The sequence below is a fragment of the Fictibacillus sp. S7 genome (genome assembly GCF_004127935.1).
GTDB classification, from domain to species: Bacteria; Bacillota; Bacilli; order Bacillales; family Fictibacillaceae; genus Fictibacillus_C; species Fictibacillus_C enclensis.
Genome location: NZ_QJKL01000001.1, coordinates 2,885,588 through 2,903,435 on the forward strand (window position 1 = coordinate 2,885,588; position 17,848 = coordinate 2,903,435).

Here is a 17,848-nt window from a genome sequence, read left to right on the forward strand (position 1 = left end):
GCCGCCAGCGTTCATCCTGAGCCAGGATCAAACTCTCCAATAAAGTGTTTGATATAGCTCTTAATGTTTTAAAAAAGAAATTGATGGGATTGTAAAATCCCTGACTTACTCTGGCTTTTGTTTGGTTTTCAAAGAACATTTAATCGCTACATTATTTGCGTAGCTTAATTATTATATCCATTGTCAGAGCGAATGTCAAGTGCATTGCCCGGTAAAAAATGGTGGGCCTAAATGGACTCGAACCATCGACCTCACGCTTATCAGGCGTGCGCTCTAACCAGCTGAGCTATAGGCCCAAAAATAAAATGGAGCGGGTGATGAGAATCGAACTCACGACCAGAGCTTGGAAGGCTCTTGTTTTACCACTAAACTACACCCGCATTGAAAATATGGTCGGGAAGACAGGATTTGAACCTGCGACCCCCTGGTCCCAAACCAGGTGCTCTACCAAGCTGAGCCACTTCCCGTTATGGCGCGCCCTGAGAGATTCGAACTCCCGACCTTTTGATTCGTAGTCAAACACTCTATCCAGCTGAGCTAAGGGCGCGTATTATTCTTGATGGGTTTTATGTTATATATGAGAAGCTATTGGTGCGGTCGAGAGGACTCGAACCTCCACGGGGTTGCCCCCACTAGCCCCTCAAGCTAGCGCGTCTGCCATTCCGCCACGACCGCAAAGCAGTTAAAGTTTTAAGTACATTTTTGAAAAAATGGTGCGGGTGAAGGGACTCGAACCCCCACGCCGTAAAGACACTAGATCCTAAGTCTAGCGCGTCTGCCAATTCCGCCACACCCGCATGATGTGTAAATGGTGAGCCATGAAGGACTCGAACCTTCGACCCTCTGATTAAAAGTCAGATGCTCTACCAACTGAGCTAATGGCTCATGAAGATGGCTGGGCTAGCAGGATTCGAACCTACGAATGACGGAGTCAAAGTCCGTTGCCTTACCACTTGGCTATAGCCCAATAATCATGATGCATTTCTTATTTAAATGTTGGTTTTAAGTAAAATGGCGGGCCCGACCGGGATCGAACCGGCGATCTCCTGCGTGACAGGCAGGCATGTTAACCGCTACACCACGAGCCCATTTTAATAAAACAGCTTGTCCGTTTTTTCTTCCGAAAAATACTTAGTTCTTTTCTTCGAAAAGAACTTGGTGACCCGTACGGGATTCGAACCCGTGTTACCGCCGTGAAAGGGCGGTGTCTTAACCGCTTGACCAACGGGCCGATAAAAACTGGCAGAGAAGAAGGGATTCGAACCCTCGCGCCGCGTTAGCGACCTACTCCCTTAGCAGGGGAGCCCCTTGAGCCACTTGGGTACTTCTCTGTATGGCTCCACAGGTAGGACTCGAACCTACGACCGATCGGTTAACAGCCGATAGCTCTACCACTGAGCTACTGTGGAATGTGTTTTTGAGACATTTAATATCATACTTGTTTTTTCTCAAAAAGTCAACTGTTTTTTTCATTTATTTTGTTTATGTAAAGAGCAAGATGTCTTTCAGCGACTTTATTAATCTAACACAGATTTGAACACCTAGTCAACACTTTTCTCACCACTTTTTAAAAACAATTTCCCCCGGCATTTTCCGCACACGTATTTCCTTGTGTCAATCTTGCGCTTCCGCTTGTATTGCTGCTTACAGTCTGTGCATATATAGAGGTATTTATAAGCTTGGGTTGTTCGGGTACCCGGCAGGACTTCACAATATCTCAGGCCGCCCACTTTTTTCAGCAGCTGTTTAAATTCATGATCTTTGTGCTGGTAGCCCCTTCCCTCGATATGCAGATGATAATGGCACAGTTCATGCTTAATGATACCCACTAATGCCTGCATCCCAAACTTTGTCATCTGCTTAGGGTTGATCTCTATATCATGGGACCTGAGTAAATACCTGCCGCCTGTTGTCCGCAAACGGCCGTTGAAACGGGCATTATGCCGGAAGGGTTTGTGAAAATAATCATTTGATACCTTCTCCACGAGCAATTGAAGTTCCCTTTGATCCATTTTCTTTCCTATCCTTTCTCCTTCTATAGAACAAAAAGTTGGTCACATCAACAAGCCATGAGACATAGACTAAATCACGCTTAAATACGCGGAGGTTTTGTCTATGCCCACATGGTTTAAGAAACAACTCAGAAAAGCTTATTTTCAAAAAGACCGTTATCAAATCCGTTTATTAAATCAATGCTGGTTTTTTTATAATCAAAAAAATAGCAACACCGAAAGTAAAAGTCTTCCCTGACAAACAGAAACTTTTTGATTGGATATTACTGCGCCTCCGGAGGCAGCATGGTAAGAGCCACTCTTCCTTTATTGAGATCCACGCTATCCACCCAAACGGTAACAACCTGCCCAACGCTAACCACATCCATGGGGTGCTTCACAAAGCGCTTGGCCAGCTTGGAGATATGAACAAGGCCGTCCTGTTTCACGCCAATATCCACAAAAGCGCCAAAATCAACGACATTTCGCACCGTTCCTTCCAGCTCCATTCCTTGTTTAAGGTCTTCGAGCTTAAGGACATCGGTTTTCAGCAGGGGCTTTGAAAGCTCTTCCCGCACATCCCGGTTTGGACGAAGCAGTCCGTCCACGATGTCATGAAGAGTGGGCACTCCAATATTGAGTTGCGCCGCCATTGCTTCCACATCGATCAATTTCAGCTTGTCTCTCAGGCTATCTGTGCCGATTTCTGCTACCTCACTGTTCATTTCTTTTAAAAGCAACAGCGTTTCTTTATAGCTCTCCGGGTGAATGGCCGTTTGGTCGAGCGGATTTTTCCCGTCCGGAATTCTTAGAAATCCGATACATTGCTCGTACGTTTTCGCACCGAGGCGCGGAATCTTCTTCAGTTCTTCGCGTTTTTCAAACTTCCCTTTTTCTTCTCTCGCTTTTACAATATTTTGCGCAACGGTCTTGGACAAGCCGGCTACATACTGAAGCAAGGAAGAAGAAGCTGTATTCACGTTGACGCCTACCTGGTTTACGGCGGTTTCCACCACAAAGGTCAGGGATTCGCTCAATCGTTTTTGCGATACATCATGCTGATATTGTCCGACTCCAACCGATTTCGGGTCAATTTTCACCAGTTCAGCCAGCGGATCCTGCAGTCTTCGTGCGATAGAAATGGCACTTCGCTCCTCCACCTGAAGGTCAGGAAACTCTTCCCTGGCGATTCCTGAAGCGGAATATACACTGGCTCCTGCTTCGTTGACGATAATATAGGAAACCGGCTCCTTTAAACCTTTAATCGTATCGACGATAAATTGTTCGGTTTCCCTGGAAGCTGTTCCGTTTCCAATGGCGATTACATTGATACCGTATGTATCAATCAGGCCCTTGACGACCGCTTCGGACTTTTGCACTTCCGATCTTGGCGGTGTTGGGTAAATGGTTTGAATATGAAGCATTTTCCCTGTTTCATCCACAACACCAAGCTTGCAGCCCGTGCGGTAAGCGGGATCCACGCCTAAAACCATCCTGCCCTTTAACGGAGATTGAAGAAGCAGGTTCCTCAGGTTTTCAGAAAAGATGTGAATGGCCTGTTCCTCACCCTTATCAGTCAGTTCGTTCCGGATGTCTCGTTCAATGGAAGAAGCAATCAGCCTTCGATAGCTGTCCTCAATCGCCTCTTGTAAATATGGTGCAGCGGGAGATTCCGATTTCTTGATTACCGTCCGGTTCAGCCGCTGAATAATTTTTTCAGCAGGTGCCGTCACTTCCACCTTAAGGACGTCTTCTTTTTCGCCGCGGTTGATGGCAAGAATACGGTGAGGCACGATTTTGCCAACCGGTTCACTGTACTCATAATACATTTCGTAGACCTTTTTTTCGTCTTCTCCGTTTTTCTTTAAAGACGTTTGCAGCTGACCTTCCTTAAACGTCAGGTCTCGGATCCACGATCGAATCGCAGCATCGTCTGAAATCTGCTCGGCTAGTATATCCTGAGCACCTGCGAGTGCTTCTTCAGGTGTATGTACCTCTTTTTCCTCGGAAAGGAACTCTTTCGCCTTTGCCAGGACATCGCCTTGCCACGGCTGGCTCATGAGCCATTCAGCCAGCGCTTCAAGCCCCTTTTCCTTGGCTACCGTCGCCCGGGTTCTTCGCTTTTGTTTGTATGGGCGATAAAGGTCTTCGATTTCCTGCAGTTTTTTGGCGCTTGATATGGAATTCGCCAGTTCATCGGTTAGCTTTCCCTGCTCTCCAATCAGGCGGAGAACTTCTTCTTTACGTTCCTTTAAATTTTCTGCGTATTGCCAGCTATCCATAATATCTTTAATTTGAACTTCATCCAGGCCGCCTGTCAGCTCCTTACGATACCTGGCAATGAAAGGCACCGTGTTGCCGTCCTTCAATAACTCAATCACGTTTGCCACTTGTTTTTGTTTAATGCCCAATTCTTTCGCAATTTCAGTAAATCCTTGATCCAACTCTATTGTTTTTTCCAATAGAAGTACCCCTTTCGAATCCGTAAAAATTACGGGTATACCCTTTTAGTTTAACACTTTCCCGATGTTTTAACGAAAAATGATCAATGAATTCCATATAAAAAAGCACCCTTGGAAGGGCGCCTGGTCGGATGTAAAACCAAAAAAAAAAGCCGAGGCAACCCGGCAGAGAGGTCCATCAAAGGCCTCCAATGTACTTATGCATGCAACACTTTTCCTACGAGGCAGGTAGCGTCATCAATTAATTTTTGAGAAAGATTACCGAGGTAAGCAGCCGATTCCCGAGGCGATATCATATTGGTTAGAATGGAACGGCTTTGCGTATGAATTTCCATTCCATCTGAATAAATGATAAATGCGGTCTGATCATCAAACGGAAATTGCTGTACACGGAACTTCTGCGGCTTTCCGGAAAGAAAACCAACCGTCGGAAGAGGGTAAATTAATTTACGGTCTTCCCCCGCCATCATAAAGCGGATATTTCCCACTCCCGCATAGCGGACGATGCGCTGGTTGAAGTCAATTTTAAAAATGGAAAGCACCGCTCCCCTGGTTCCTTTTAGCTCTTCATTGCATACCTGCATGATTTCCTCAACTTCTAATTGATGATTCTTTTCCACAGCGATCACTGCCGCCTGGGAGGCTTTTCTGGCTAAACCTCCGCTCCCCAGCCCGTCAGCTACCGCACAAATAAAATAATCACGGGTTTCCGTGACATAAAAACTGTCTCCACATAATTCATTACCGTTTTTGGGCTTTTGGAAAGAAGAGACGGCGATTTTGTCATAGGAAAAATCCTGGATCATTTCAAAGCCTCCGATGGTTCCACCCGAATCGCTTCACGAAGCTTCTCAAGTGCTCTCCTCTGCAGACGTGAGACATGCATTTGAGAGATATTCAGGCGCTCCCCTGTTTCTTTCTGGCTCAAATTCTCAAAATACGTGCATTTAAGGATTTCCTGCTCTCTTTCAGAAAGAACCGCAAATGCTTTCTGCAGGAGCATTCTCTTGTCAATTTGATCATAGCCGGCATCCTGTGTTCCCACGAGGTCCAACAGGGTTACTGTGCTGCCTTCCTGATCGGCTTCAATGGAACTGTCTACGGATAGGGCCTGGTAACTCTTGCCCATTTCCATCGTTTCCAGAACTTCTTCCTCCGTAACCTCCAGGTAATCAGCAATTTCCTGGATTTTCGGGGAACGCTGAAGCTCATTCGTCAGATCTTCTACAGCTTTTTTTATGCGGGGTCCAAGTTCCTTAATTCGTCTTGGCACATGGACGCTCCACGTTTTATCACGGATAAACCGTTTAATTTCACCTATGATGGTAGGGACCGCAAACGATTCAAACGAACGTCCAAAGTCGGCATCGTACCTTCGCAATGCAGCGAGCAGGCCGATCATTCCCACTTGGACCAAATCGTCATGAATGCTTTTCCCCTTGGAAAATTTTCGCGCTAGTGAGTGAACGAGATCTTCGTACTGATGTACGAGTTTCGTTTGCAATAGTTCATTTTGCGGATCGTTTTGCAGCTCGTGTATCCATTTATAAACTTCTTCTTTATTGTGTAGGTGCTGGTGAGGTCCTGTCGACATTTTCCTCCACCTCATCTCTGTGAAGATACTTCGTCATCATTACGATCACACCCGCTTCACCGCTGATTTCCACTTTGTCCATCAATGACTCAATTAGGAAGAGGCCCAGACCTCCTTCGTTCAATTGTTCTACGGATTTCCCTTCTACAGGTCCGAGTGATTGGTTTACATCATCGTAATCAAAGCTCTTGCCGTGGTCCACAACCATAATTTCGAGCCGGTTATCATACACCCCGCATCCGACGCGAATCTGTCCTTTTTCCAGCTCCGTATATGCATGATTTACAACATTGGTACAGGCCTCTGAGACAGCAATTTTGATATCCTCAATTTCGTCAAATGCAAATCCCATCCTGTTGGCAATACCAGAAATCGTCAGACGCACCACCCCGACATAATCGGTTTTGGCGGGTACCGTCATTTCGATAAAATCAGAGGCTTTATTACTCATCTGGCCTCCCCCTTTACCTCGTTTTCAATGTCCATTACCTCTGTCAGGCCGGTAATTTCAAATAAACGCTTAACCCTCTCGGTCATTCCGCGCAGCTTTAATGTCCCGTCGTTTTTCTTCGTGGACTTTAATGCTCCGACAAAAATGCCGAGCCCTGTACTATCCATATAATCAATGTTAGCCAGATCAATGACAATCTGGGTATTTTTCACCTCGGTCAGAGGAACCAACATCTCTTTTAGTTTTGGTGCGGTGTACGCGTCTACTTCTCCAGCTAGTGTTAAATAATGAACTCCATTCGTTTCTTCGTGGCTAATTTGCAAATTCATTTTTTTCCCCCCAGGATATTATCATAAACCCATAACACTAATTACCCGTTCTTAAAGGAAATCAAACCATTCTTTTTAGAATGAGCAAGGTAAAGTCATCTCTCAATTCAAATTCCTGAAGTCGCTCGAGCTCGTGAAATACCGAATCCACAATTTCCTGAGCCGGTTTGTGCATATTTTCACGGATGAGTGCAACAATCTCGTCTCGTTCAATGAACCCTTTGCTGGTCCTGCACTCCGTTACCCCGTCCGAAAGGAGAATAATCATATCTCCAGGATCGAGCTGCTTTTCATATTCTTTGTATTTCGTCGTTCTTGATACACCCAGCACAAGGCCTTTGGCAAACATGTCCTCAAACTCATCGGGTGCTGCTTTATAAAAAAAGCCGGGCTCGTGTCCGGCCCCGGCATAGTAGAATTTATGGACATCGGTGTCATAAAGCCCATATAGCATGGTTATAAACATGTTCGGGTGCACGTTCTGTTCAACGACTCTATTCAGATTTTCAAGAAGAAGGTTAGGCTGCATCCTTTGCTCAGGAAGACTGTCCATCGCGTATTTAATCATCGACATGCACAGCGCGGCAGGAATCCCCTTCCCGATAATATCCGCTACAGCCACGCTTATGGACTTGTCATCCTTTACAAAATTAAAATAGTCCCCGTTCATTTTCTTGGCAGGAACGCTTTTGACACCAATGTCAAGACAATCCACCGTCGGCACATCACTGATTAAAAGTGTCTGCTGCATGCTTGCCGCCACTTCAATTTCCGATTCCAACTGTCGCTGGCGGGTCCTAAGACTCTGATGTTCGCGATACGCAAAACCGTACCCGATCATGACCTCCAAAAGAAAATCAAACGCGTCCTTCATTTCTTCGGTCATGTCAGGAAATAACTCATTTAGTACATTTATATGATGGCTGACCACATCTTCAGGCGAGATCTGCTGTTCAATCAGCTTTCGGCTGAACTGCTGTCCTTTGTATAGGGCTGTCTCGTTTTTCCCATTAAGATACGTTGTCAGCAAGTCTTTATATCGATCTATGATGAAATCTCGGTCGTTCATTTAATACCTCCTAACGAAGCCACTTCGTCGCAAGGATTTCAGTTCCGGAATCAATCGTGGAATCAATGGTAAACTCGTCCATTAAACGCTTTACCCCCGGCAGTCCGGCTCCAAGTCCCCCGGAAGTTGTATACCCGTCTTCCATTACCTTACGAATATCCCTGATTCCAGGGCCATTGTCCACAGCAATGATGCGGAGGCCTTTTCTTCCCATTTGTTCCACGGGCTCAAGGCAGATCTTCCCGTTTCCTGCATATAAATAAATGTTACGTGCCAACTCTGAAATGGCGGTAGTGATACGAGCCTGGTCTACGTTGCCAAATCCGAGTTCTTTAGCCATATTTCTTCCCAATTGCCTTGCGCTTACGATATCCCATTCATTGCAAACCTCTACACAGGATTGGATGTCCATGCTCACCCCTCCAGTTCCAGCTGCAATTTATCAAGCCCTTGTTCCAGGTCAAGAGCCGTCGGAACCTCTCTCATTGAAATCCCCAGGTCGATCAATGTAATTGCTACTGCGGGCTGGATACCGGTCAATACCACTTGCGCTCCCATCAGTTTTGACATGCGGACAACGTCTCCCAGTACTTTTGCAATGAAGGAGTCAATCATGTCTACAGAGGTCAGGTCAATTACTACACCTTTAGCACCGGTGTCATGTATTTTGTTTAACAGGTCTTCCTGAAACTGCAGAGCGGTCTGATCATCGAGCTCTACCTGAATGGTAATAAGAAGATACTCATGCAGCTTCAAAATAGGAATTCTCATTTTCCCCACTCCCTATTTTTCATTAACAATTTGTTGGTTTGTAACTTCCAGAGCTTTTGCCATCCCTTTTTGCAGCGTGCTTTTGGTAGGGAACAGGCTGAGGTCAATCCCAAGGCTTACAATCGTTTGCGCAATTTCAGGACGTATGCCGACCAAAATGCAGGTAGATCCCAAAAGCCGGACGGCATCCGCCGCCTGAATGATGTGGTGGGCTACCATTGTATCGACAACGGGCACACCGGTTATATCAATAAGAACCACCTGTGAACGGTATTGAATAACACCTTCCAGAAGGTTCTCCATTATTAACTTCGCGCGTTCCGTATCAATGGTTCCGATCAATGGCATCACGCTAATATGCTGAAAGACCGGAATAAGCGGTGCCGATAATTCCAGCAACGCGGACTTTTGAATGGAAACGGTACGCTCCCAAAGCCGGGATGAATTTTCAACCACTGAATTTAGAATGGGATCCATCCAGCGGTCCACTTCCCTATATATTTCAAACGCCGCATCTTTTTGAATATCTTCTTCGGTGATGATTTCCAAAACTATACGGCGAAAGGATTGCAGCCCTTGTGTTAAATATTCAAGCGGCATATTCGCACGCAAAACTTTATCGAAAAAACGTTTCAATGTCCCGTCCTCAGAAATATCTCCCTGGCTGATATGGCTAAACAGGAGCGATAAAAACTCCTTGTTCAACTGTTCACGCATATAGGGTGTTATGGCGCTTGTTTTCGATTTGTACTCATCAATTTCGTCAGACCACAACCCATCTATTTCCGTGCGTTTATTCAGGATCATATCGATGATGGCCGCATTCAAATTCTATACCCCCTTACGTCGGTACACTACTTTCATTATTCCACTTATCATTCATTCTTGCAATCTTTTGCTATATAGTTCGCTTGTAAACAGGATTTCCTGTTCCAACTTTCTCTGTAAGTTGTTTCCATTAAAAAAACCGCCACTTTCCCAGAAGAAAACGGCAGTTTTTAAAAGTCAATAAGACCAAGACTGATTTGTAACGCTTCATCAACGCGACGCATCATTTCATCGTCCAGATGCGTAATTTTGTCAGTTAGCCTTTGTTTATCAATTGTTCGAATTTGCTCCAGCAAGATAACGGAATCCCGTTCAAATCCGTACTTTTTCGCATTGATCTCTACATGCGTCGGCAGCTTCGCCTTTTGGATTTGTGCTGTAATGGCTGCAACAATAACTGTAGGACTAAATCGGTTACCGATATCATTTTGAATAATTAGAACAGGTCTGATTCCCCCTTGTTCTGATCCAACAACCGGGGAAAGGTCTGCAAAGTAAACGTCTCCGCGTTTTACGATCAAAGGCCTACACCCCGCTAACTAAGCGGTCTACGGTAATTTCAGCTTCCTCCTCTAAAAGAAAGGCTTCTGATGCAATGTTCAAATTAATTTTCGCCATTTCCATATAACCTTGTCTCATAGATTCACGAATGTGACGTTTCTTCTTTTCGCGAATATACATCTTGGTTGCCTGATGGATAAATTCGCTACGGTCCAAATTCTCATTCTTAATCATCCGGTCAATTTCATTGATAATCTGTTGAGGAAGACTGATAACGATCCTCTTTGTGTTCGCCAATTCGGACACACCTACACCTCCAGAGCAAAGCTTCTGCGATTTGCTACGATCATTCTTAACCACATATAATCTTATCATTTCACCAAAGGGTTTGCAAAACGATTTCAAAGTAAAATATTCTTCATGTTTTTTAATAGTCCTGCTAATATTCTGCTAAAAATTTAAAATTACATTCACTTTTTCTAAAATTCGACCCTGTTTCTTATAAATCCGGGGTACTCGTGATGTAATTAAACAAGGAATTTCGTAGTTTATCGTATCATTTTGAAGTGCTACATCATCCATGGAGATCTTTTCGCTTCCCTGTTCCCCAATGAGGGTGACAAGGTCACCAACCTTCATTTCAAACGGCAGGCGCACCATGCATTGATCCATGCAGATTCTGCCCACGAACGGAACCTTGATTCCACCCGCAATCGCATGGCCCTGATTCGCGTAGCGCCTTTGCCAGCCGTCGGCATATCCGACTGGAAGGGTGCCGATCCACTCTTCCTCTGTGGCCGTGTAGGTGGCACCGTAGCTAATCGTATCTCCCGGCTGCACTTTTTTCACATGAACCAGACGTGTATTTAGCGTAAACGCCTCTTTCAGCGGAAACGGCAACACATTCTTGAGTTCGCCAGAAGGGGCCAGTCCGTACATTGAGATTCCGATTCTTGCAATATTGAAGATTTGCTTTGGAAAGCGGAGACTCGCCGCACTGTTCCCACAATGGATGTACCTTGGCACAGCTCCCAATTCCTTCAGCCAGGCCAGACTTTCGGAAAACCGTTCAAATTGCTTTTCCACCAGAGGAGATTCCAGTTCATCCGCTGTGGCAAAGTGCGTAAATACTCCTTCCAATCGGAGGGATGGATACTTTTCTATCGTTAAAACAAGTTCCTCTGTTTCCTCTTTATCTCTTGTTCCAATCCGCCCCATGCCGGTATCCACTTTCAGGTGCAGTGCTACCGGCTGGCCATCCTGCAGGTGGGCAGAAGCTTCCCTTGCCCAGGACGCCTGAAACACAGTGAGCGCAATATTATACTTGGCAGCAAGAACTGCATCTTCCGGCCTTGTTCTGCCCAATACAAGAATGGGTGCCTTGATTCCTTGTTGTCTGAGGGACAATGCCTCATCCAATAGCGCCACGGCAAGATATGTGGCGCCGGCCTCCAGCGCGGTTTTCGCCACCGGCACAGCTCCATGTCCATAGCCATTGGCTTTAACTACCGCCATAATCTCGGTGGTGTCTGGCAGCAGGCGCCGGAACGAGCGGATATTTTCTTCGATGCAGGATAAATCAATCTCCGCCCAGGTATCTCTATAAAACTCTTCAGTATCCAAACCTATCCGTCCCATCTATCTATATCATTTCATTCTAATCATTGGTCTATTCGTTATTCTACAACATCCACGGCAATTGTGTAAGAGCAAATAGAATAAAAATGGCTGATTCACCATTAAGGAATCAGCCGGCCACTTCTTTTATTATTTTGACCCTTGCGCGGAAACAGAACGGGCGATAGCCATCAGTTCTTCCTGATCCAGTGAGTTGGAGGCTAAAAAGAAATCGGTGCCTTTATACGTCCAGGAGATTGATTTGTCATTCATCGCACCCACCGTGAAGCCGAGATCGACCGGTTCTCCACCCGGCATCGTCAATCGTTCTCTCTTGGCGGCGGCTGTTTCTACCGCTACATTTTTTCGTTCAATCAATGTAAACGATTTTTTCTTTTCATCCGTGTAGCTGAGGACCACTTGTTTTTCCCCGTCGGCCATGACTTCTTTCTCATTCGTCAATTCAATATTTCCAGGACCCATATATTGCGGGTACAGCACTTCCATTTCTTTTTTTGGCTCACCGGCCTGGCTCATTGCCGGCAGCTCCAGCTGGGCGCCTGTCATGTTCGTTTCCATATCGAAGGCACCCTTATCAAACTTGGCATTGAACTTGACGTTTTTGAACTCCAGTTTAACCAGTTCCTTAGCATCCTTATCCATAATCCGGACCGAGCTCGGATCCAGGTCCTTATTTAAAATAATTTCCTGCTGATACAGGTTTTTGTTTTGATAGTTGGTTTTGGTATGGAAAACATACGAGTTTTCTTTTGCCTTAAACCCGCGGTCCGTGTCATTTAAAATATCGGCAGCTAGCGACTCAAACAAGTAGACCTGACTATTATTTTCCGGCCAATCGCTCTGAAATCTGAAACTTTTATTCAGCGCAGGCGTTAATACAAATACACCCTCTTTGTTTCTCAGGATCATCTGGCTCTGGTCCTTTTTGGCGTTTTTCAGGTTCACCCGGTAAAAGTTAGGTTTCTTGTGCCACACTTCAAGATTATACTGTAACGGTTTTTCGCCAGTATTCAGCGTCATGACGGCGTCCGCTTTATAGCCCGTCATTTCTTCCATTTTCTTATCCAGTGACGCTACAACATCTTCCTGGCTTTTTGCTCCGCAGCCTGCCAATCCGAATATGAACAGAAGCGCCATCAAGGATAATGATAGTGTCTTCTTCATTTTCTTATCCCCTTTGCCCTTTATTTTACAAAGGAGGTTCACCGCTGCTGTGTTCGACGCCAACAGGATGTCCCTCCCCACCGCATTACACTATATGTGGACAAAAGGGACATTATGCAGACTAGCTTGACAAGCAAACCAACTTACAGGACGGTTTCAAGAATAACCTGGGCCACTGCAAATTCCTTGGAATGGGAAATGGAAAGATGAACAAGCGCCTCCGAACCTGCCACAATGACCGGCTTTCCATTATCATTTTTGGTAATTTCGATATCCTGCCATGAAAGGTGCCTGCCGATTCCTGTGCCGAGCGCTTTGGCATAGGCTTCTTTAGCGGCAAAGCGGCCGGCCATAAATTCCGCCTGCCGTCTGCCGCTGAGCTTTTCAAACACAGCAAGCTCCCTTTCCGTAAGGATCCGTTCGGGAAAGCGGTGCTGCTTCCGGCATACTTCCTGGATTCTTGTGATTTCAACAATATCGATCCCTGTTCCTATAATCATCAGTCATTTCCTTTCCGGCATGGTATTTCTTATTTGTATTACCGTTATGCTAAGATTAATATACTACATTCAGGTGGTGATGCTGGTTGTTCGTAAGAGAGGAGAATTTCAAAACATTCCTCAGGCTATATCCGGTAATATCGATCATAACAGCCGTTCATTTGATCGTTTTCCTGCTGGCTAACCTCGGACCGCAGGCGGATTTTATTTATTATTACTTTACCGGGTCCAATTACTTTATTTCACAGGGAGAATACTGGCGTCTGTTCACGCCGATTATTACTCACGTCAGTCTCAGCCACGTGCTGTTCAACACGTTCTCTCTTGTTATTTTCGGTCCCGCTTTGGAACGTATACTGGGAAAAGGAAAATTTATCATTGGCTACTTAGGCGCAGGCATTATTGCCGATATCGCTACCTATTTTCTTCTTCCACTAAACTATGCCCACCTCGGGGCCTCCGGTGCCATTTTCGGACTGTTCGGCATTTACCTGTATATCCTGTATGCCCGAAAAGAATATTTGGGGCGCGCGAATAAACAGATTCTCATCGTTGTTTTGGTTTTCAGCCTGATTACCACCTTCACAACGCCTGGCATCAACATCCTTGGCCACTTGTTCGGGCTCATTGCCGGCGCAGCTCTGGCTCCTGTATTAATGGCGTTTGTTCCACGACGGAGATAAAAGCAAAAAAAGACACCAAGCCAGCATGCTTCGGTGTCTTTTATTATAGATATTTTTTCATCGCTTCCTGAAGGGTGGACAAGAAAGAGAATTCCACTTCTGAATTCAGCTCATGCATTTGTCGGGCATGCCCGGGTTTTACACCTACAATTACTGATGCGATGCCGCCCATATAGGAAAGCACCCTGAACAAACTCTCCATTTGTTCCAATCCTTCAAGTGTAATAGAACCCACACCGGTAAAATCAAAAAGGATGGTATCAAGATCTTCACGATACGCACTTTTCAGCGTATTTCCTCTGATTGAATTGATTTTGCGGGGAGTGATGTCGCCAAACATGGGAATCAGAGCCACCTCATCCGACAGCGGAATAAAAGGACCTGACAGTCTGTCAATCTCCTCTAACGCCTGTTGAAGCTCTTCCTTTTTTTCAAACAGTTCAAAATCCGTGCTGGACAACCTGCTCTGCAATCGATAAACCATGTTTTCAAGATTTTTGTTTTGCTCGTTTTTTTTGATGCAGATCAAGTGGCCGTTCAAGTGATGATCCCAAGAAATGTAGAGATCGAAAAGCTCCAGCGGGTAGTTTTTGGTTTTCATGCTGATCTCCATGGGTTGTGCCCCATCAGAGGTCTGAAGAAAATTTTTCAGCTTTGCCACACTTTCCTCGTCCACAATCGAGGTAATGTTTTCAGTAATTGTAAAAAGGGCTTCCGCTTGTTTTGAAAAATTAAGGATGTGGAAATCGGTATTAATTTTAAAATATGGAACCGGTAATACATAATCAGTAACGGGCATTTTGCTTCTCTCCTGTACTATACACACTCAGCCAGCTGTGAAGCTCCTCCACATCTTTTATAATCACTGTTTTGTCAGAACAGTAGGGCTTGAGATCATACTTTTCTGCCAAACGGCCACCGACCAGGACAGTCGGACCATAATTCAAATCCTCCAATGCTTTTACATAGGTTTGCAGATTAGGCAGGTTATAGGCAATAGAAACCGAAAGCCCAATCACATCCGGCATCCATTTTTTTGCCGTATCCACCGTATATTCGAGCGGCAGATCCGCACCCATGAATCGGGAATGCCAGCCTTCCTCTTCAAATAATCCAGAAACCATTTTAAGGCCAAGGGCATGCTGCTCCCCTTCAAGGCATGAAAACATCGCTTTACGGTTTATACTGTGACGGTTCATTGCAAGGCTTTTGCCGGGACTGTAATGATATTGGGCCAGGACGAAATCACAAACGGCAGTAGCCAGATGTTCTTCTGCCACCGTAATATCATTTCGTTCCCACAATTCGCCAATATAGCGCATGGCCGGTGTCAGCAGCTCGTTATACAGTTTATATCTCGGGGTGTGCTTAGCAATCTGACGCAAAAGTTCGGTCGCACGCTGCTGATCTCCATTTAAAAGAAACTCCGCAAATTGCTGCGGTGAATGTTGTTGCACCGCAATCCCCCCTTTATGCCTTTTCTTTTAATACCTTTATTCCTTCTCCAAGATAGGAGCGGTAAGCTGAAACCCTGTCATCATTAGGCATATCGGCTAAAATCCTATCAATTTCATCAAAGTTATAAATTAAAAGATCGGCTGTCATCCCGAACTTTTCAAGAATTCCATTGAGCCAGCTCGCATAGTCCGAAAAAAAGACTGGGTTTTTCAATTCGTAGGCTGTCTCTAAATGCTTCATATGGTGATAATTGTCTTCGATGGCTTTTTTCTTTCCCTTTTCTCCGTATCGGTTCTGGAGATCGGGATAATCTTCGTACATCTTTGTAACTACCTTATTAACAATATCATCTACTGGAATTTGTGTCATGTGGCTACCACCTTGTATTGTTTAACTGCCGGGATAACGGCGGCCAGCTCCTGGTCGGGGTACTTCTTTTCCATGTCATGGATGTCCTTGAACTGCTGGCTTCTTACCCATTCCAAATAATGCTCCTTTGTATCAAAGGTCAATTGAACGGTAATTTCCCCCGGCTTTTTTTCATTCTGAAGCAGCAGGAAATCCAAAAAGCCCACTGCGTCATCTACAAGACGGGATCGATTTCTGTATATGTTAATGACTTCTTCCGCTTTTTGTCTCGGTACATCGAATGTTGAGTGGACAATATACATGCTATACCCCATTTCATGAGTTAGTTACCATTTGTTTTATAACGTTCAACCAGAATAATCGTTTCCCCTTCCCAATTTATAGAAAACAAGCCTGCTCCCTATAACTTTCGCCCACGTATAACAAAAACAGGGAATAGCAGCTATGCTTTGCCACTAGTTGCACAAACAAGGAAAAATATGAGAAGGAAGGGGCGCAAAAAAAGAGAGGACTCTACCTCTCTTCTTCCGTGATCCTCTTTTTTCCAGTTAAACCAAGGATAAAATGGCCGTCATCATCAATAAGATGAAAAGCGTGACTACCAATATCCTTACTTTCGTATTAATATCCATAAAAATCCCCAATCTGCCCTATTTGATAAAGGTATAATTCTTTTCGTATCTTCTCATCCGCTGCAAGGCTCTCCGTCTTTTGTTCCTCATCCGGATCATCACCATCAAAGCAGTAAGCATAAGAAACCCGCTGTAAAAGAAAAGGGCTGTTCTTGTCGTTAACTGAAGGGCCAGTTTGCTGCCGGTCGCTTCTCCTGAAGAATGGGCAGCCACTTGACTGGCTTCCTTTTTCGGACTCGGCTGGAACAGCTGGACAGCAGCCAGTGAGTCACCCGCACTGTTTTTTAGTGTCAGCTCTCCCGAAGCTGATACGTTTTTAAGCACATGCTCTCCAACCGGCAGGGTTACTTCAAGGTCCTCTTTTAAGGGGTGTTTCCTGCCGGCCGGATCTTCAATGAGTGTGCCTTTGGAAATCTTCTGCCTTTGGAAATGGCTGAAACCGTAATCAAATAATGATGTCGTATCGCTGTATGCCACCTTGGAGGTAGAAGCTTTTAAAACAACCGCAATAAAGTCCATGCCATCCCTGGATACCGAGGTTACCAGTGTATGCTTAGACTTGTCCACATAACCGTTTTTCACCCCGGTCGTTCCCGGATAATCCCAAAGCAGACGGTGATGGTTCACGAGTGTGGTATCCCATCCCTTTACATGCCAGGGAAGGTTCTTGATTTTTACAATCCTTCGAAATTCACTGTTTTTCATGGCGTATTGCGTGATCTTTGCCATGTCTTCGGCCGTGGTGTAGTGATCCGGATTAAACAGGCCGTTCGGCGTCACAAAATGGGTATGCGTGGCTCCGGCCTTTTTGGCGAATTCATTCATTTTGTCGGCAAATGAAGGTACATCTCCAGCCAGGTATTCTGCAATGGCAACCGCCGCATCGTTACCGGAATTCACCATCATTCCTTCAACAAGTTTTCGTAATGGGATCTGTTCACCCTCGTTTAAATAGACGCGGGTCCCTTCGGCCAAGGTAGCATTTTTGCTCACTGTCACGGTTTCATCCATTTTTCCGGAGTCGATGGCAAGGATGGCTGTAACAATTTTGGTAACACTTGCTGGATACATTTTTTTATTATCCTTTTTATTATAAAGGACATTTCCTGTTTTTTGGTCAATTAAAATGGCGCTTTCACTCTTAATGTGGGGTGCTTTTTCTTGTTCAGCAAACACCGGCGCAACCGGCGCGAGCAGTCCTGAAAGAAAGCAGAGGTAAACAATAGTGTGGAAAAACTTCTTCATTTGCCGCTAACAACTCCCGTCTTCATACTACTACCTTACTAAAGGTTTCGAACTAAACCTTACACTAATAATGGTCAGGCGAACAGTTTTCGAGTTATTTTTTCATAACATGTTAACATTCGACTTAACATTCGACAAAAGACGGCAAAACTCTTCTTTTTTT

General features: G+C 45.1%; 22 protein-coding genes and 12 tRNA genes. 2 read left to right on the plus strand and 32 right to left on the minus strand.

Going from position 1 to position 17,848, the window contains the following annotated elements; all coding sequences use genetic code 11:
* Positions 1 to 219: 219 nt before the first annotated feature.
* The 13 genes from DMO16_RS14855 to DMO16_RS14915 all read right to left on the minus strand — a co-directional run bounded on the left by DMO16_RS14855 (position 220) and on the right by DMO16_RS14915 (position 2,012).
* A tRNA-Ile gene (locus tag DMO16_RS14855) sits at positions 220 to 296 on the minus strand.
* Between the two features lie 10 nt (positions 297 to 306).
* Positions 307 to 380: transfer RNA gene (locus DMO16_RS14860), tRNA-Gly, on the minus strand.
* A gap of 10 nt (positions 381 to 390) precedes the next feature.
* Positions 391 to 467 (minus strand) — tRNA-Pro (locus tag DMO16_RS14865).
* 3 nt (positions 468 to 470) lie between these two features.
* A tRNA-Arg gene (locus DMO16_RS14870) sits at positions 471 to 547 on the minus strand.
* Between the two features lie 42 nt (positions 548 to 589).
* Positions 590 to 675, minus strand: a tRNA-Leu gene (locus DMO16_RS14875).
* 36 nt (positions 676 to 711) lie between these two features.
* Positions 712 to 797, minus strand: a tRNA-Leu gene (locus tag DMO16_RS14880).
* A gap of 12 nt (positions 798 to 809) precedes the next feature.
* Positions 810 to 885, minus strand: a tRNA-Lys gene (locus DMO16_RS14885).
* Positions 886 to 892: 7 nt separating this feature from the next.
* Positions 893 to 967 (minus strand) — tRNA-Gln (locus DMO16_RS14890).
* Positions 968 to 1,012: 45 nt separating this feature from the next.
* Positions 1,013 to 1,088 (minus strand) — tRNA-Asp (locus DMO16_RS14895).
* A gap of 68 nt (positions 1,089 to 1,156) precedes the next feature.
* Positions 1,157 to 1,231 (minus strand) — tRNA-Glu (locus DMO16_RS14900).
* Between the two features lie 9 nt (positions 1,232 to 1,240).
* Positions 1,241 to 1,331 (minus strand) — tRNA-Ser (locus tag DMO16_RS14905).
* A gap of 3 nt (positions 1,332 to 1,334) precedes the next feature.
* Positions 1,335 to 1,409 (minus strand) — tRNA-Asn (locus DMO16_RS14910).
* 132 nt (positions 1,410 to 1,541) lie between these two features.
* Positions 1,542 to 2,012 carry a SprT family protein gene (locus tag DMO16_RS14915; protein WP_129478405.1) on the minus strand — a complete coding sequence of 157 codons (471 nt, stop codon included), beginning with the start codon at positions 2,010 to 2,012 and terminating at the stop codon, positions 1,542 to 1,544.
* Between the two features lie 103 nt (positions 2,013 to 2,115).
* Here DMO16_RS14915 and cmpA point away from each other — a divergent pair, with 103 nt between their 5' ends.
* Positions 2,116 to 2,250, plus strand: coding sequence for a cortex morphogenetic protein CmpA (cmpA, locus tag DMO16_RS14920; RefSeq protein ID WP_129478408.1), 135 nt, complete (start codon positions 2,116 to 2,118; stop codon positions 2,248 to 2,250).
* A gap of 25 nt (positions 2,251 to 2,275) precedes the next feature.
* Here the strand turns inward: cmpA and DMO16_RS14925 are convergent, their stop codons facing one another.
* The 14 genes from DMO16_RS14925 to acpS all read right to left on the minus strand — a co-directional run bounded on the left by DMO16_RS14925 (position 2,276) and on the right by acpS (position 13,298).
* On the minus strand, positions 2,276 to 4,453 hold the full coding sequence (locus tag DMO16_RS14925; RefSeq protein WP_241840578.1) for a Tex family protein: 2,178 nt from the start codon (positions 4,451 to 4,453) through the stop codon (positions 2,276 to 2,278).
* A gap of 197 nt (positions 4,454 to 4,650) precedes the next feature.
* Positions 4,651 to 5,259 carry a protein phosphatase 2C domain-containing protein gene (locus tag DMO16_RS14930; RefSeq protein ID WP_061975891.1) on the minus strand — a complete coding sequence of 203 codons (609 nt, stop codon included), beginning with the start codon at positions 5,257 to 5,259 and terminating at the stop codon, positions 4,651 to 4,653.
* Positions 5,256 to 6,047 carry an RNA polymerase sigma factor SigB gene (sigB, locus tag DMO16_RS14935; protein WP_061975890.1) on the minus strand — a complete coding sequence of 264 codons (792 nt, stop codon included), beginning with the start codon at positions 6,045 to 6,047 and terminating at the stop codon, positions 5,256 to 5,258. Before sigB ends, DMO16_RS14930 begins: the two co-directional genes overlap by 4 nt.
* The gene (gene rsbW, locus DMO16_RS14940) at positions 6,013 to 6,498 is read right to left on the minus strand and encodes an anti-sigma B factor RsbW (protein ID WP_061975888.1); all 486 of its coding nucleotides are present in this window, start codon (positions 6,496 to 6,498) and stop codon (positions 6,013 to 6,015) included. The genes sigB and rsbW overlap by 35 nt, the downstream gene beginning before the upstream one ends.
* On the minus strand, positions 6,495 to 6,827 hold the full coding sequence (locus DMO16_RS14945; RefSeq protein WP_129478410.1) for an STAS domain-containing protein: 333 nt from the start codon (positions 6,825 to 6,827) through the stop codon (positions 6,495 to 6,497). The genes rsbW and DMO16_RS14945 overlap by 4 nt, the downstream gene beginning before the upstream one ends.
* Positions 6,828 to 6,888: 61 nt before the next feature.
* Positions 6,889 to 7,896, minus strand: a complete 1,008-nt coding sequence (locus tag DMO16_RS14950) for a PP2C family protein-serine/threonine phosphatase (RefSeq protein ID WP_129478412.1) — start codon at positions 7,894 to 7,896, stop codon at positions 6,889 to 6,891.
* Positions 7,897 to 7,906: 10 nt separating this feature from the next.
* The gene (locus DMO16_RS14955; RefSeq protein ID WP_129478414.1) at positions 7,907 to 8,308 is read right to left on the minus strand and encodes an anti-sigma regulatory factor; all 402 of its coding nucleotides are present in this window, start codon (positions 8,306 to 8,308) and stop codon (positions 7,907 to 7,909) included.
* 2 nt (positions 8,309 to 8,310) lie between these two features.
* The gene (locus tag DMO16_RS14960; protein ID WP_061975879.1) at positions 8,311 to 8,667 is read right to left on the minus strand and encodes an STAS domain-containing protein; all 357 of its coding nucleotides are present in this window, start codon (positions 8,665 to 8,667) and stop codon (positions 8,311 to 8,313) included.
* 12 nt (positions 8,668 to 8,679) lie between these two features.
* Entirely contained in the window at positions 8,680 to 9,495 is an 816-nt protein-coding gene (locus DMO16_RS14965) for an STAS domain-containing protein (RefSeq protein ID WP_129478416.1), read from the minus strand.
* 170 nt (positions 9,496 to 9,665) lie between these two features.
* The gene (ndoA, locus tag DMO16_RS14970; RefSeq protein WP_007200228.1) at positions 9,666 to 10,016 is read right to left on the minus strand and encodes a type II toxin-antitoxin system endoribonuclease NdoA; all 351 of its coding nucleotides are present in this window, start codon (positions 10,014 to 10,016) and stop codon (positions 9,666 to 9,668) included.
* A 4-nt stretch (positions 10,017 to 10,020) separates the two neighbouring features.
* A complete protein-coding gene (locus DMO16_RS14975; protein ID WP_061975875.1) occupies positions 10,021 to 10,302 on the minus strand; it encodes a CopG family ribbon-helix-helix protein in 282 nt (93 codons plus the stop codon).
* A gap of 144 nt (positions 10,303 to 10,446) precedes the next feature.
* Positions 10,447 to 11,634, minus strand: a complete 1,188-nt coding sequence (gene alr, locus DMO16_RS14980; protein WP_129478418.1) for an alanine racemase — start codon at positions 11,632 to 11,634, stop codon at positions 10,447 to 10,449.
* Between the two features lie 129 nt (positions 11,635 to 11,763).
* Positions 11,764 to 12,798 (minus strand): LolA family protein, encoded by a 1,035-nt coding sequence (locus DMO16_RS14985; RefSeq protein WP_129478421.1) that lies wholly within the window; start codon positions 12,796 to 12,798, stop codon positions 11,764 to 11,766.
* Between the two features lie 143 nt (positions 12,799 to 12,941).
* Complete coding sequence (gene acpS, locus DMO16_RS14990) at positions 12,942 to 13,298, minus strand: holo-ACP synthase (protein ID WP_129478423.1); 357 nt, start codon at positions 13,296 to 13,298, stop codon at positions 12,942 to 12,944.
* An 86-nt stretch (positions 13,299 to 13,384) separates the two neighbouring features.
* On the opposite strand from acpS, the gene DMO16_RS14995 reads away from it, so the two are divergent.
* Positions 13,385 to 13,981: a rhomboid family intramembrane serine protease gene (locus tag DMO16_RS14995; protein WP_129478425.1), complete on the plus strand. Its 597-nt coding sequence runs from the start codon at positions 13,385 to 13,387 to the stop codon at positions 13,979 to 13,981.
* A 43-nt stretch (positions 13,982 to 14,024) separates the two neighbouring features.
* On the opposite strand, the gene DMO16_RS15000 is transcribed toward DMO16_RS14995, so the two are convergent.
* The 5 genes from DMO16_RS15000 to DMO16_RS15020 all read right to left on the minus strand — a co-directional run bounded on the left by DMO16_RS15000 (position 14,025) and on the right by DMO16_RS15020 (position 17,685).
* Positions 14,025 to 14,780, minus strand: a complete 756-nt coding sequence (locus tag DMO16_RS15000) for an STAS domain-containing protein (protein ID WP_129478427.1) — start codon at positions 14,778 to 14,780, stop codon at positions 14,025 to 14,027.
* Positions 14,767 to 15,438, minus strand: coding sequence for a cobalamin B12-binding domain-containing protein (locus tag DMO16_RS15005; protein WP_129478429.1), 672 nt, complete (start codon positions 15,436 to 15,438; stop codon positions 14,767 to 14,769). The genes DMO16_RS15000 and DMO16_RS15005 overlap by 14 nt, the downstream gene beginning before the upstream one ends.
* Before the next feature lie 13 nt (positions 15,439 to 15,451).
* Complete coding sequence (locus DMO16_RS15010; RefSeq protein ID WP_241840579.1) at positions 15,452 to 15,808, minus strand: hypothetical protein; 357 nt, start codon at positions 15,806 to 15,808, stop codon at positions 15,452 to 15,454.
* The gene (locus DMO16_RS15015; protein ID WP_129478431.1) at positions 15,805 to 16,110 is read right to left on the minus strand and encodes an antibiotic biosynthesis monooxygenase family protein; all 306 of its coding nucleotides are present in this window, start codon (positions 16,108 to 16,110) and stop codon (positions 15,805 to 15,807) included. The genes DMO16_RS15010 and DMO16_RS15015 overlap by 4 nt, the downstream gene beginning before the upstream one ends.
* A gap of 348 nt (positions 16,111 to 16,458) precedes the next feature.
* Positions 16,459 to 17,685 (minus strand): D-alanyl-D-alanine carboxypeptidase family protein, encoded by a 1,227-nt coding sequence (locus DMO16_RS15020; protein ID WP_129478433.1) that lies wholly within the window; start codon positions 17,683 to 17,685, stop codon positions 16,459 to 16,461.
* Positions 17,686 to 17,848: the final 163 nt, after the last annotated feature.